The organism is Macrococcus carouselicus (genome assembly GCF_004359515.1).
Classification (GTDB): Bacteria; Bacillota; Bacilli; order Staphylococcales; family Staphylococcaceae; genus Macrococcus; species Macrococcus carouselicus.
Genome location: NZ_SCWD01000002.1, coordinates 148,515 through 162,953, shown reverse-complemented (window position 1 = coordinate 162,953; position 14,439 = coordinate 148,515). Strand labels below are relative to the sequence as shown.

Below are 14,439 nucleotides of genomic sequence, written 5' to 3'. Positions count from 1 at the left end.
TCAAGTTTATTTTAAACGTTTATATTCTGAATTACTTTATTTTACCCTCAAACATTGTCATGATAACTATAAGGAGTGAACATTAATATGAAGTTTAATTTTGATAATTCTTACCTTTTGCTGCCGACAGACTTCTACGAATTGACTGAACTGAATCCGGTGTCAGCACCAGCAGTACTGCTTGTCAATGATTCACTGGCTGCCCAGTTAGGTCTGGATGCTGAGATGGTCGAGCGCAGTGCCGAAGAGCTCTCTGGCAGCAGCAGGATACCTCATTCAGAACCTCTTGCTCAGGCTTATGCAGGTCATCAGTTCGGTCATTTCACGATGCTCGGTGACGGCAGAGCCATTGTGCTCGGTGAACATATCACGCCGAGTGGTGAACGTTTCGATATACAGTTAAAAGGTTCCGGCCGCACCGCTTTCTCGCGTATGGGAGATGGTCGTGCACCGCTCGGTCCGATGCTGCGAGAATATATCATCAGTGAAGCCATGCACGCACTGCACATTCCAACAACGAGAAGCCTTGCTGTGACATCAACAGGTGAATCTGTTCAGCGCGATACACGTCTTCCAGGTGCTGTGCTTACTCGCGTCGCAGCTAGTCATATCCGGGTAGGAACGTTTGAGTACGCAGCCCGTATCAACCAGGTGAAGGCACTCGCTGACTATACGATTCAGCGCCATTATCCCGAACTTGAGTCGTCAGAGACACCTTATATCGATTTTCTGTATGCAGTTATCGACCGGCAGGCGGCACTGATTGCCAAGTGGCAATGCGTCGGTTTTATCCACGGCGTGATGAACACGGACAATATGGCGATCAGCGGTGAAACGATTGATTATGGTCCTTGCGCTTTTATGGACGCATTCGACCGTGCAGCTGTCTTCAGTTCAATAGACCGGCAAGGTCGATACGCTTATTATAACCAGCCGGGAATCGGCCAGTGGAACCTGGCCAGATTCTCTGAATGTCTGCTGCCCTTACTGAACACAGATACTGAGCAAGCCATCGCAATAGCCAAAGAGGCGCTCTCCTCGTACGAAACTGCATTTGACCGCTACTGGACTGAAGGAATGGCAGCAAAAATAGGCATTGCTGACCCTCTGAAAGAGGACCGCGAACTGATCGGCGAGCTGCTCGCAGTCATGGAGGACCTTGAACTGGACTTCACTCAGACTTTCAGAAAACTATCTCTTCACGAACCGGTTGATGCAGCGCTGGATAGCTGGAAAGAAAACTGGCGGACACGTATTCAGCATGAGGATTCGCCGTATGAACTGATGAAAAAAGTGAATCCAGCTGTTATACCGAGAAATCATCTCGTTGAAAAAGCTGTGAACAGCATGGATCTGATGTTCTTCAAGGAACTGCTGCGTGTCGTTAAAGACCCATATAACGACCAGCATCCTGCGATTTACAAGACACCAGCTGAAGATTCTGAGCAAGTTTTTCAGACTTTCTGCGGCACATAAGGGGTTAAGGCTTAAGAGATCAACACACGCTAAAAACAGAAAATAATCACCAGACCTTCGAATTCAATTCGAAGGTTTTATTTTAATGGATTTTTCATCCGATAGAACTGGAAGGAATCCTTGATTAACCGCTTCCTGTTGCGTGCGGACGCCAAGCATGCGTTCACTCATATCCTGCAGTACCTCATAGTTCAGCCCACCACCCTTCTGGTCATCTGGCCCTGCTTTTCTGATCATTACCGTCATCTTTCCTGACAGAAAAAATCGTATCCTGCAGCGGATACAATTTTATTTTCGCCAGAATGTCTGACCATCCTTTTTATCTTCAATATTATCATCTATCAGCTCGTCCAGCAGCACATAGTTCACAGGTTCATCCTACTTAATACGGAACAACGTTACGGTTCGGGAATAGCCGGCAGCCTGAACTTCTTCATTAAAACGAGCGAGTGTTACTTTTTCAGGCACAACGGCCCTGTGTTTTTTGAGACACTAAAACCGTTAATGAACGTACCATGATGCTGATACATCGGCTGATTCCATTTGACGACACGTTCAAGTTCTGAATCATTTTATTCAATCCAGCTAATAATTTCATTTAGCTGATTTCTTTGATCATCAGGTAAATCTGTAAGAAAACCCTTGAACGTCATTCAGGAACCTCCTCATTTTTTTCATCTTCCAGCTTTTTGATATATTCCTTCAGTGTTTCTTTATCTTCACCTGTGATTTCTGGAAATTCAGGACTGATTTCCTGCAGCACACTGATCATAATTTCTGAGACCAGGCGTCTTGCATGCCATTCATCATCAGCGGGCAATATATACCACGGGCTATGAGACGTAGAAGTCTGGTTCAGCATATGTTCAAAAGTCTGCTGATACTCATTCCAGTATTCTCGCTCCTTAACGTCATTGAAAGAAAACTCCCAGTTCTTCTTCGGATCTTTCATACGTTCAAGCAGACGTTCACGCTGTTCATCTTTCGACATATTGAAGAAGAACTTGACAACATGAAAACCGTTTTCATGAAGATATTGTTCATAATTATTAATCTGACGATAACGCACGTCCCATATTTCCTCTTTCTTTTTATCATCAGGTACATGGAAATCTTTAATCAGATTGTGCACTCGTGTCACAATGACCTCCTCATAATACGAACGATTCAGAATACCGATTTCACCACGTGCCGGCAGTCCATCATGCAGCCGCCACATATAGTCATGTTTACTTTCTTCATCGGATGGTTTTTTGAAGGATGTCGTTTTAAGCCCTTGTGCATTAAGATTAGAGAAGATATAGCTGATTGTTTCATCCTTACCCGCTGCATCAAGTGCCTGCAGGACAACAAGTATCCCTTTTTTCTCTTCAGCATGAAGTTTGAGATGTAATTCTTTTAATTCAGATACCAGGCCAGGTATGACATTATCTCTTATATCATCATTATCTTTCTTCTTGTCTTCAGAAGTCGGATAACTTTTAAGTTTAATTTCAGATTTAACCGGTACTCTATATTTTTCAATATCCATATTATTACCTCCTGTTTCCGTAACTATTCCTATAAAATCATGTGATTAAACATATCTGACTTACCGTATAATAGAAGTAATTTTAATGACATCATTCAGCAGAATAAATGAATTCAGTATCTGTCCTCCTTTTCTGCTCATTATAACTAAAAATCCATAAAAAAAAAGAGAGAAGCATATGCTCTCCCTTCAAACAGTACGATTTATTTTAATAATTTAATCACCCGGAAATGCAGCAGGAAGGCACCTAATGCCATCACAAAAAGGGAGAGGATCGCTATACGGCTTGCTAACGGGCCATAATCACTCAGCAGCCATGTAATCGTGCCATACATAAAGGGACCGAAGACAGCGGATAACTTGCCGCTCATAGAGAAGAGACCGAAGAACTGTCCTTCATGCTCTGCAGGCGACAGTTCGATGATAAGCGTCCGTGAAATGACCCAGATGGAACCCATGGCGATACCAAATAATATTGCACACAGATAGAACCATTCCTTCGGTAACGGCAAGCTCGCAAGGATAAGCGCAATCATCAGAACCAGTGCCACCCACTGCAGTGCTTTTGCTGAACCGATATGCTTTGCGATATAGCCGAAGATAAATGCACCGATAATGCTGAATACCGTCGCTATCATAAAGATACCGATAAATGCACTGCTTGAGAATCCGATGACAGTTGTCGCATACGGCTGCATCATACTGATGGCGGTCGCCAGAGCATCATTCAGAAAGAAATAGACGATTAAAAAGATATAGATAGCTGGTTCTTTCTTAGCAAGCTGAAAGGTCTCCCGTACTTCGCGATAACCATTTCCTTTAACAGGCTTCACCTGCTTACTGCCATCTTTACCGAAAATAAATATCGGGATGCTGAAGACCAGAAACATGATTGCTGTCGGAATAAACGTCTCAGCTGGATGTTTGGTGCCGACAAGCCACATCACACTGAGCACACCGACCAGTGTCCCGAGATAACCAAGCGCCACTCCAAAGCCTGAGATGACTGAGTGATCTTCTTTCGGCGCAAGGCTGCTCATCATCGCATCGTAAAAAACAAGACTGGAATTATAAGTGAATTTTGCAACTGTAAAGAGCACGATAATCAGCAGAAATGGCAACGGCAGACCGAACAGCGTCTCCTGCATTTCCAGCTGATTCAGGTAACCCATCAGAAATGTACAGCTAAAGACAATCAGAGTGAAGATAATGATCCACTTCTTCTTTTTGTTGGTACGGTCGATGTAAACACCATAGAGCGGGCTGAGTAAAATCAGGAAGAAGGCTGCTATACTTGACGCATAGGCAATCCAGGTGGAGGCAATCTGTTCCTGAACTGGATTGACACCTAATTGTTCAGTGACAAACTGCGGGAAGAATAAAGTAATGATATTCGCACTGAAAATCGTGTTGCTGAAATCATAAAGCGCCCAGCTCAAGACCGGAATGGAGAGCAGTAATTTAATGTCACGTTTCATAAAGGCTCCTTTTATACCGTTATATAATCTCTTTCATTATAGATTATTAGATAAAAAAATAAAGCCGTTCCACCTTCCCATAAAAAAACCACACAAATAAATTGTGAGGTTTTTCTCATATATCAAGAATATGCCTGAAAAGGTGTTCTTCAAGTCTTCTGTTTTTATTTGGCTGCAGCATAGCCACCTTTAATATTAATTGTATTCGTATAACCCTGATTTTCGAGTATACTCATCGCAATTGCACTGCGGACACCTGACTGACAGTGAACGTAAATTTCCTCTTCTTTATTGAAAGGAATTTCTTCTGTCAGAAGTTTGCCGAAGTGAAGGTGTACCGCCTGGTCAAAATGACCCGCGTCCCATTCTTTCTGCGTGCGGACATCGAGAATATTCAACTCAGACTTATCAAGGACTTTGAAGTCTTCAGCTTCAATCTGGTTGTAGGCTTTTCCCTCTACTTTATTACCTGGTAAATAACCCGCGACATTGTCGAAACCAATCATCTTCAGTTCATCTGCTGCCTGCTGTACGTCCTCGAAATTACCGATAAGCTGCAGCGGCTGAGTGTAATCCAGATACCAGCCGGCAAAGCTTAGGAATTTCTTATTGTAAGGGACGTTGATGCCCTTGCTCTCATTCTCGGCAAATACTTCCTTCGTACGCAGATCAATAGTCATATCATCTGTAAGCGCTGATAACGGCATCACTTTTTCTTCAGAGTAAGGCGCGACACCATCGCGATTGATGCGTTTCATCTCCTTGAAGTAGTGAGGCGGTTCCGGCTGCTCGCTTGTCAGCGCTGTGATGAATGCTGCCTCATCGGCATACTGGAAGGCCCAGTTATTGATCCGCTCGTATCCTAATGTTGTCATCGGCACTGCACCGAGTGACTTCCCGCAGGCACTTCCTGCACCATGGCCTGGCCAGATCTGAATGTAATCGGGCAGTTCGTCTGTCTTCTTCAATGACCGGAACATCTCTTTCGCACCGATTTCAGTAGAGTTCTTGATACCCGCTGCTGTCTCAAGTAAGTCGGGACGGCCGACATCACCGGCAAAGATAAAATCGCCTGTGAATAAGCCCATCGGAATATCGGACTGATTATCAGTCAGCAGGAAGCTGATGCTCTCAGGCGTGTGACCTGGTGTGTGTATCACTTTCAGCTTTACATTACCGACTTCGATGACATCCCCCTCAGATAAACGCTCTGCTTCCACTTCTTTGTATTGCCAGTCGTCACCACCGAGACCTGATACGTAAGCTTTCGCGCCGAGACGGCTGACCGTCTCGCGCAGTCCTGATGCGAAGTCTGCATGGATATGTGTTTCTGTGACATATTTGATTGCTAAGTTTTCACTTTCAGCTGTTTCAATATATGGGGTCAGATCACGCAATGGATCAATGATGATTGCTTCCCCCGTCCTCTGACAACCGACTAAATAGGACATCTGTGCAAGTGGCTGATTAAAAAATGATTTGAAATACATATAATCTCTCCTTAAATAAATAGATTTAAATTCGATTTCTCAGTATCACCGAGATAGGTTGCAACGCCGCCATATTCCACACCATCAATCAATTCTTCTTTTGAGATGGCCATAATATCCATACTCATCGTACAGGCAACCATTTTTATACCCATTGATTGTGCTTTCTCGATCATTGTTTCCAGTGAATCCACTTTCTTCTTGTTCATGACGTGACGGATCATACGTGCACCCATCCCGCCCATGTTCATTTTAGAGATCGGTAATTTACCCGCATGTTTAGGCATCATCTGACTGAATGCTTTATCCAGTCCTTCTTTTGCCGCTTTCATACCTGGTTTTTTGATGACGTTCAGTCCCCAGAAAGTGAAGAACATCGTGACTTCCTTACCATATGACGCAGCACCTGTTGCGATGATGAAAGATGCGAGTGCTTTGTCCAGATCGCCGCTGAACACGACCATTGTCGCACCGTTTTTCGTTTCAACAAGCTGATGACCTTGCGAGTCATCCATGACGTTCACCGGCAGACTCTTTCCTTTTTGCACGACTGCTTTCACTTTGCCATTTTCAGTCTGATTGCTGATGACTGTATTACCCGTCGCTTTTGCCCAGGCATCGATATCTGTACAGAAGCCGAAGTCTGTCACATGAATCTCGAGCTGCTCGCCGTCTTGCATCTCATCCATATTTTCTTTTACTTTCAGGATAGGACCTGGACACTGCAGGCCGCTCGCCTCTATAAATCGTCTGTTCTCTTTCACTTCTTCTCCCTCTTCTTTCGATTCTTTCTGTGCTACTGTCTTGGTCTGTGGACTTGCATTCACTTGTTTATAGAGCTTATAGCCACCGTCCACATTGATGACATCAAAGCCATTATTCTTCAGAATACGTGCTGCGTTATAACCACGCTGTCCGACCTGGCAGAAGATAGCGACCGGTTCTGACTTATCCAGTTCATCCAGGCGTTCTCTTAATGTGCCAAGAGGAATATTCTTCGCAGAACCGATTGTTCCCATCTCATATTCTATCGGTTCACGTACATCAATAAGCTGACTATATGCTTCTGCTTCATCGTACTGCATCATTTTCATGGCATCGTTCAGCACATTCTCTGCGATATATCCAGCCATATTGACCGGATCCTTTGCTGACGAGAACGGAGGTGCATAAGCAATCTCGATTTTCTGCAGATCAATCACAGACTGATTGAATGTCATCGCACTGGCGATTAAGTCAATTCGTTTATCGACACCTTTCCGGCCGACAATCTGTGCACCGTAAATCTGGCCGTCCGGACTGAAGATGACCTTGATTGTCATCGGAGTAGCACCTGGGTAATAAGTGGCATTCGACTGACCTGAAACATGAATGACATGATACTTCTTACCGAGCTGTGTTAACGTCTTTTCATTTAAGCCTGTACTGGCAACATTCAGATCAAACACTTTTGCTACTACAGTGCCGAGTGGTTTAAGCGGTTCGAATGTTTTACCATTCAAGTGATCAGCCAGTAAGCGGCCTTGACGGTTCGCAATCCAGGCAAGCGGTATATGGGTCGGCTGCTCACTGATTTTGTGTGTGACTTCAGCCACATCACCGATTGCATAAATATTGGCGTCAGACGTCTGGAAGACTTCGTCTGTTCTGATCGCTTTTTTAATGCCGAGTTCAAGTCCTGCTTCTTCTGCAAGAGTTGATTCAGGCATCACGCCGATCGCCATGATGACCATATCTGCCGGCAATGTTTCATTCGTGTTTGTGGTAACAGTTGATTTATCAATCGTTGTAATAGACTGTTTCAATCTTAAATCTACACCTTGCTGCACAAGATGTTCATGTAACGGTGCTGCCATTTCCGGGTCTACACCCGGCATGACCTGGTCACCGAGTTCGAAAAGTGACACCTTAATACCTAACGCGTGCAGGTTCTCTACCATCTCGAGACCAATAAATCCCCCACCGACAACTGTTGCTGTCTTGACACTTTTATCTTTAATATAGCTTTTGATTTTATCCATATCCGGGATATTTCTTAATGTGAAGACATGATTCTGTTCCTTACCCTCAACTGGAATTTCAATCGGTTTTGCACCTGTCGACAGTATCAGCACATCATAATCCAGTACTTTCTCCTGCCCATTTGAACGAATCAGTAGTTGCTGTTTATCTTTGTCGATCTTCTCAGCTTCTGTACTTGTCAGTACATTGATATTCATCCGCTCTTCCATCAGTTCAGGTGTCTGAATCAGCAATTTACTTCTGTCCTTGATTTCATCGCCGATGTAATATGGAAGACCACAGTTTGCAAACGATACATATGTGCCGCGTTCTATTAATGTGATATCGTCCTGTTCGTTTAATCTTCTGAGTCTTGCTGCAGCGGAAGCGCCGCCTGCGACACCACCGACAATCACTATTTTTCTCAATGTTATTTCCTCCTGTTTTTAATACCTATGGGGGTATCATAATACGAATAATCAGAAATGTCAAATACCCCACACAGTATTTTTTTATTGACTTTCATACGGGTGGGGGTATATAGTAATAGCACTGAACCATTAAGAAAGGAAGGAAGCATATGAAATATGATAAAAATTCAATCAACCGTCTGAAAAGGCTGCAGGGTCAATTGAATGGTGTTCTCAAAATGATGGAGGAAGAAAAAGATTGCCGGGAAGTCGTCACGCAGCTCAGCGCCTCACGCAGTGGAATTGAGCGACTGATCGGTGTTATCGTCAGCGAGAATTTAGCGGAATGCGTCAAAAAGAACGTCAAAAATAATGAAGATACAGATGAGCTTGTGAAAGAAGCAGTGAATCTGTTGATCAAAAGTAGGTAGAATATGAATACAATTACAGTAAAGAGTCTGAAACAGTTACTTGACCAAAAAGCCGACATTAAACTCATTGATGTCAGAGAAGTAGACGAATATACAGAAGATAGTATTAAAGAGGCACAGAACATTCCGCTATCAGAACTGGAAGCACGTGCAGATGAGTTCAATACGACAGATGATTATATCATCATCTGTCGGTCAGGCAATCGCAGTGGTATGGCATGTCACTATTTAGATGAGCGCAGTGTTCAGACTACCAATGTCCAAGGTGGCATGATTGAATGGAACAGGCTGTGACGCTGATTATTCTTCTCCTGGTCATAGGAGCAGTAGGCGCCTTTGTTTCAGGGCTTGTCGGCATCGGTGGTGCTATCATTATATTTCCGATGCTGCTCTTCATACCGCCGTTATTCGGGATAGAGACAATCACGCCTCACCTTGCCAGCGGACTGACGGCTGCCCAGGTTTTCTTCAGCACACTGAGCGGCAGCATCAGTCAACATCATAATCCAGCTGTCAATCGACGACTGATTATACCGATGGGCAGCGGCATCCTGGTCGGCAGTCTGGCAGGTGCGTATAGTGCATCCCTTTTTGATGCATCTATCATCAATATCGTCTATACCGGACTCGCAATATTGGCCGTAATGCTCATGTTCGTCAAAGTGAGACCAGAACATACAAAAGAACATTTCAATCCAGTTCTGCTCTTTATCACTGCTGTGATGATCGGTGTTTTATCAGGTATTGTCGGTGCAGGCGGTGCTTTTATCATCGTGCCCGTGCTACTCGCGCTTTTTAAGGCCCCTTTCAGAAGCGTTGTGGCCAGCAGTATCTTTATCGCTTTTATCTCATCCATCGGAACATTCATCATGAAATCAGTGACCGGCGATGTGGATTTCATGCTCATGATTCCGCTTGTCGTGACGAGTCTGATTATGGCTCCTATTGGCACAAAAGTATCCAAAGCAACAAATCAGTCAGTGCTCCGCTACATTCTCGCTGCTCTTATTGCAGCGGCTGCAGTGAAGATGCTGCTTGAAATAATGTAAAAGATGCCCACTCTCTGAATAAGAGAGCGGGCATCTTTTTATTTCTGAAGAACTTGATTGAGCCTGAATCATCCTCACCCCTCATATCGTTTACAGATATTGCTCCTCGTGGACGGTGGACTGGATGCAGCACAGGGTGAATGGATTCCACAAAAAATTGCCAATCAAATGATTGGCAACTGATTATTCTTCCTCAAATTGCTCAGTGAATGAATCAACAGACACGCTTTTCTTCCATTGATCCACGAACATCGGATCGAGGTGCGTCAGCAATTCCCCATCAAGCAGCAGGTACTCACCGTCCTCTGACGCATGTCCTGCCCGGTCAACCTGCTGACCCTTTTCTCTGTAATGGTTCATCAAACTTGATACCGCTTCTTCTCTAGCTGAGATATAATCTTTCAGATCTGCATTGTCAATCATATAGGCATCCACTTTAGTCACGCCATCAACGAGGCCATCTGTCTGACTGATAACGGGTACTTCTGTCCAGCTGATCAAGATAGATTCAGACTCATCAAAGCTGAACGATGTGACTGGATAACGGCTATTCTGATACGAAATTTCAATATAGTCATTCAACTTATCCCCATCCAGGAAATAGACCTCGTCTTCCTCATAAATAGGTAGCTGTTCAAGCCATTCTTTGATCTGGTCTTCACTTTCAAATAATCCCACGTCCATGGTCAGTTCGCTCTGTAAAAACTGCAATAGTAACATGATGAACCTCCTTTTATGTTCACTATAGTAGTTCCACATTAAGCGTACTCTGAAACAACTTACATTGCACTTCTATATAATAAATGATAATCTGAAATCATAACTGAATAGATTTGCTGGAGGTGCTCTGAACGAGCTGAGAGGACATAAGTCTAACTCTTTGAACCTGATATGGTTAACGCCAACGTAGGGAAGCATAATATGTGAGACTTTCAAGGTCCTTCAGCATCTTATGCTGGAGGCCTTTTTTATTGGAGGAAAGGCCTTTGTTAAGAATAGCGATTACACCTGATAAGCCCGCCGACGAACTGCTTCCTTCTCTGTTCCAGATAGAAAATGACATAGATGGCGTCATTTTACGTCTGGAATGGACAGAAGATCAACTTTATAGTTTAATACACGATTTATTAAATACAGGATTCAATCCGGATAAGCTGATCATCCATAGTCATGTCGGATTGCTGAGACACTTCAATTTGACCCACATTCATTTTCGTCAAGGTGATGGGGCCGCTTATCAGCTTAAGGCTGCACAGCCTCATCTTTCTATCAGTATGGCCGTACATAGTGCCGAAGCCTGTGCTGAAGCAAGACAGCATCAGCTGGACTACGGTCTATACAGTCATCTCTTCCCGACCCCTTCTAAACCAGGGCTCGCACCTAAAAGTGACGAGGAAATGAATGCGGCTCTGGCAGTGGGTCTACCTCTCATCGCGTTAGGGGGAATTACGCACGAAACACTTCCACTTATCCCGCAAGGCTTCATAGGATATGCAGGAATTCGATTGTTTGAAAATTCAAATGTTCAGGAATAGAAGGTGTTCGTATCAAGACATATGATCTAGTCATTATCGGAGCCGGTGTCATCGGCATGTCTATCGCAAGAAATTTACCCGGATCGCTTTCTGTGGCAATCATCGATCGGAATCAGCCGGGGCAGCGTGCGTCATATGCAGCAGGCGGCATGCTTGGAGCCCAGAATGAATTCTACGAGGATAATGCGCTATACAGATTATCGATGGCAGGCCGGGCGATGATGCCTGAAGTCATTGCAGCGCTTGAGTCAGAGACAGGTCATCCGATACATTTCAGCCAGCAGGGCCTCATTAAATACTTAAGCAGACCGGAAGATATAGGGATGTTCAACCGTCAGTATCAATTCCTTTCTTCGACAGATTCAAAGGTGAGATTACTGCAGCAGGATGACCTTAAGAAGCTTCACGCTGGTATAGAAGGAACTTCAGGGATATATATACCGGATGATGGTCAGATTGATGCTGCCTGTTACACGATGGCACTGAAAGCATCCTTAGCTCATATAGATTTCTACGAGGAGGAAGTCATCAGTCTGACTCACGACTCTCACTATAGAATCAGAACGGACCGCAATCAGTTTGTATGTGAGAAACTGCTCATTGCTGGCGGTGCGTGGTCACAGGATTTACTGGCCATGCTGAATATCCATCTGCCGGTGTCAGGTATGCGCGGAGAAGTCTGCTATATGTATCATCCGACGCTTGAACTCGGTCCTTCCCTCTTCGGTACTAACGGCTGCTATATCGTCCCGAAGCATGACCATCATTACCTGATCGGTGCGACCAGTCATCCTGACCGCGAAACCTTTGTCTCAGACGAAGGCAAGGATTGGCTGCTGACTGAAAGCAGCAACATGATACCCGCCCTGAAAGATGGAGAAATCATCCGTACCTACAGCGGCGTCCGGCCTTTTACGGAGAATCATGCGCTCTATCTCGATGAATGCAGACCCGGCCTCTATATTGCGACCGGTCATTATCGGAATGGTATTCTGCTATCTGCCATTACAGGTCGTTATATGGCTGAACTCATTCAAGGCAGGCGCGACCCGGTACTTAATCATTTCAAATTAAAGGAGTTCACTACATGATTATTATTTTAAATGGTGAAAACTATACAACGCAGGCAGAAACACTGCAGGCACTCATCAGGGAACTGAGGATTGATGACAGAAGGATTGTCGTCCTGATAGACGATGAACCCATCAAAGAAACAGCATTTGCAACAACTCGTCTGGTTCAGGCGATGCGATTAGAATTACTAGAATTTGTCGGAGGCGGATAATATGTATAAAATCGGTGACTATGAATTTAACTCAAGATTGATTCTCGGTACAGGTAAATTTAAGGATGCAGAAGTTCAGACGAAGGCGATTGAAGCAAGCGGCACAGAAGCGCTTACGTTCGCAGTGCGTCGTATGAACTTATTTGATCAGTCACTTCCTAACCCATTAGCAGATGTTGATTTGAATCGTTATCGCACGTTTCCGAACACAGCGGGTGCTAAAACGGCTGAAGAAGCCATTAAAATCGCGGACATCTCCCGTCATGCCGACATGTGCGATATGATTAAAGTAGAGATTATCGGTCATGACCGTACGCTGCTGCCTGATTCATTAGAAACGTATGAAGCCTGCGGACGCCTGCTGGAAAAAGGCTATACCGTCTGTCCTTATATCAACTGTGATGTTGTTCTTGCTGAGAAGCTGGAGAAACTCGGGGTCCATGCAGTGATGCCGCTCGGTGCCCCTATCGGTACAGGTCTCGGCATCAATGACCCGCTGAACATCAGCTATATGGTCGAAAGCGTCAGTATTCCTGTTATCGTTGATGCAGGTATAGGCTCGGCAAAAGATGCTGCATATGCGATGGAACTCGGTGCAGATGCTGTCTTACTTAACACAGCTGTCTCCGGTGCGAAAGATCCTGTCAAAATGGCCGAAGCCATGAAGTACGGCGTAATGGCAGGTAGACTCAGCTACGAAGCAGGCCGCATTCCTAAACAATATGTCGCCAATCCGTCAAGCCCGGTGGAAGGCCTGCAGTTCCTGTGAGTCGTTACGAGCGTCAGATAAGGTGTGGAGCTTTCGGTCAGAAGGGCCAGCAGCTTATGGAACAGGCTACATTTTTAGTTATCGGTGCGGGTGCTCTCGGCAGTGCTGTCAGTGAACAACTGACTCGTGCCGGAGCAGGGCGCCTTGTTATCTGTGACATGGATATTGTTGAAGTCTCCAACCTGCATCGCCAGAGCTGTTACACGGAAGCAGATGCAGCGGACCATCTCCTTAAAGTCATTGCTTTAAAGAATCACCTTCAGAACATTAACGGTGACAGTGAGATCTTTACTCACACTGAAGAAGTGACATCTCTTAATATAGAAGCACTTATCAGACGCTACACTCCGACCATTGTCATCGACGGGACAGATGCTTTCAGTACACGCTTTTTAATCAATGAAGCCTGTCATAAGCATCAGATTCCCTGGGTCTATGGTGCATGTCTCGGCACAAAAGGTACCGTCCTGGGTATCGACCACAGTGGACCCTGTCTTAAATGTCTGCTACTTGAAGATCAATCAACGGGTCAGGACTGCTCCATCGCCGGTATCCTGCCCCCCGCCGCTCATCTGTCAGCAAGCATGCAGGTCGCTGAAATCATGAACTATATGGCGACGGGTCAGTTCTCACAACAGCTCATCACCTTTGATACACAGACGATGCGCTTTCAGCAGACAAAAGCGGACAGACTGAAGAACCCTGCCTGCGAAACATGCGGCCAAGATCGTTACCATCTTCTGCAAAGACAGCTCGAGAACGTTGTAAAGCTATGCGGCGGTAAATATATGATCAGACTGAATGCTGAACGTTTCACCAGCACGAAGCTTAACTTCCAGAAATCATCCCTGCACTTCAAATATTATCAAGATAAGCAGTATCAGATCAGCTTCTTCCATGATGGCCGTGTCATCATCAGTGGAGCAGCCAACCAGCAGCAGGCAGAACATATAGTCAATCAGATGCTATAACAAGAAAAGCGTC

At 44.8% G+C, this 14,439-nt stretch carries 15 protein-coding genes and 1 riboswitch; of the genes, 9 read left to right on the top strand and 6 right to left on the bottom strand.

Going from position 1 to position 14,439, the window contains the following annotated elements:
- The first annotated feature begins 87 nt into the window (after positions 1-87).
- Positions 88-1,476, top strand: a complete 1,389-nt coding sequence (locus ERX40_RS06900) for a protein adenylyltransferase SelO (protein WP_133417767.1) — start codon at positions 88-90, stop codon at positions 1,474-1,476.
- Between the two features lie 63 nt (positions 1,477-1,539).
- Here ERX40_RS06900 and ERX40_RS11270 read toward each other — a convergent pair whose 3' ends face one another.
- The 5 genes from ERX40_RS11270 to ERX40_RS06875 form a co-directional block, all read right to left on the bottom strand.
- Positions 1,540-1,713, bottom strand: a complete 174-nt coding sequence (locus tag ERX40_RS11270; RefSeq protein WP_165980694.1) for a hypothetical protein — start codon at positions 1,711-1,713, stop codon at positions 1,540-1,542.
- 412 nt (positions 1,714-2,125) lie between these two features.
- On the bottom strand, positions 2,126-3,007 hold the full coding sequence (locus ERX40_RS06890; protein ID WP_133417766.1) for a PPK2 family polyphosphate kinase: 882 nt from the start codon (positions 3,005-3,007) through the stop codon (positions 2,126-2,128).
- 203 nt (positions 3,008-3,210) lie between these two features.
- Positions 3,211-4,485, bottom strand: a complete 1,275-nt coding sequence (locus tag ERX40_RS06885) for an MFS transporter (RefSeq protein WP_133417765.1) — start codon at positions 4,483-4,485, stop codon at positions 3,211-3,213.
- 164 nt (positions 4,486-4,649) lie between these two features.
- Complete coding sequence (locus ERX40_RS06880; protein WP_133417764.1) at positions 4,650-5,975, bottom strand: MBL fold metallo-hydrolase; 1,326 nt, start codon at positions 5,973-5,975, stop codon at positions 4,650-4,652.
- Between the two features lie 11 nt (positions 5,976-5,986).
- On the bottom strand, positions 5,987-8,404 hold the full coding sequence (locus tag ERX40_RS06875; RefSeq protein ID WP_133417763.1) for an FAD-dependent oxidoreductase: 2,418 nt from the start codon (positions 8,402-8,404) through the stop codon (positions 5,987-5,989).
- 152 nt (positions 8,405-8,556) lie between these two features.
- On the opposite strand from ERX40_RS06875, the gene ERX40_RS06870 reads away from it, so the two are divergent.
- Genes ERX40_RS06870 through ERX40_RS06860 form a run of 3 tightly spaced genes read left to right on the top strand, consistent with a single transcriptional unit; the run spans position 8,557 to position 9,866 of the window.
- The gene (locus tag ERX40_RS06870; protein ID WP_133417762.1) at positions 8,557-8,817 is read left to right on the top strand and encodes a metal-sensitive transcriptional regulator; all 261 of its coding nucleotides are present in this window, start codon (positions 8,557-8,559) and stop codon (positions 8,815-8,817) included.
- Between the two features lie 3 nt (positions 8,818-8,820).
- Positions 8,821-9,111: a rhodanese-like domain-containing protein gene (locus ERX40_RS06865; protein ID WP_133417761.1), complete on the top strand. Its 291-nt coding sequence runs from the start codon at positions 8,821-8,823 to the stop codon at positions 9,109-9,111.
- A complete protein-coding gene (locus ERX40_RS06860) occupies positions 9,096-9,866 on the top strand; it encodes a sulfite exporter TauE/SafE family protein (RefSeq protein ID WP_133417760.1) in 771 nt (256 codons plus the stop codon). The genes ERX40_RS06865 and ERX40_RS06860 overlap by 16 nt, the downstream gene beginning before the upstream one ends.
- A gap of 183 nt (positions 9,867-10,049) precedes the next feature.
- Here the strand turns inward: ERX40_RS06860 and ERX40_RS06855 are convergent, their stop codons facing one another.
- Positions 10,050-10,586 (bottom strand): hypothetical protein, encoded by a 537-nt coding sequence (locus ERX40_RS06855; protein ID WP_133417759.1) that lies wholly within the window; start codon positions 10,584-10,586, stop codon positions 10,050-10,052.
- A gap of 108 nt (positions 10,587-10,694) precedes the next feature.
- Positions 10,695-10,796, top strand: a riboswitch (TPP riboswitch).
- Between the two features lie 56 nt (positions 10,797-10,852).
- Here ERX40_RS06855 and ERX40_RS06850 point away from each other — a divergent pair.
- The 5 genes from ERX40_RS06850 to ERX40_RS06830 are packed head-to-tail and all read left to right on the top strand — an operon-like array spanning position 10,853 to position 14,426.
- Positions 10,853-11,401 (top strand): thiamine phosphate synthase, encoded by a 549-nt coding sequence (locus ERX40_RS06850; RefSeq protein WP_165980693.1) that lies wholly within the window; start codon positions 10,853-10,855, stop codon positions 11,399-11,401.
- Positions 11,398-12,492 carry an NAD(P)/FAD-dependent oxidoreductase gene (locus ERX40_RS06845; RefSeq protein WP_341777482.1) on the top strand — a complete coding sequence of 365 codons (1,095 nt, stop codon included), beginning with the start codon at positions 11,398-11,400 and terminating at the stop codon, positions 12,490-12,492. The genes ERX40_RS06850 and ERX40_RS06845 overlap by 4 nt, the downstream gene beginning before the upstream one ends.
- The gene (gene thiS / locus ERX40_RS06840) at positions 12,489-12,686 is read left to right on the top strand and encodes a sulfur carrier protein ThiS (RefSeq protein ID WP_133417756.1); all 198 of its coding nucleotides are present in this window, start codon (positions 12,489-12,491) and stop codon (positions 12,684-12,686) included. Before ERX40_RS06845 ends, thiS begins: the two co-directional genes overlap by 4 nt.
- Position 12,687: 1 nt before the next feature.
- Positions 12,688-13,455, top strand: a complete 768-nt coding sequence (locus tag ERX40_RS06835; protein WP_133417755.1) for a thiazole synthase — start codon at positions 12,688-12,690, stop codon at positions 13,453-13,455.
- Positions 13,452-14,426, top strand: a complete 975-nt coding sequence (locus ERX40_RS06830; RefSeq protein WP_165980692.1) for a ThiF family adenylyltransferase — start codon at positions 13,452-13,454, stop codon at positions 14,424-14,426. The genes ERX40_RS06835 and ERX40_RS06830 overlap by 4 nt, the downstream gene beginning before the upstream one ends.
- Positions 14,427-14,439: the final 13 nt, after the last annotated feature.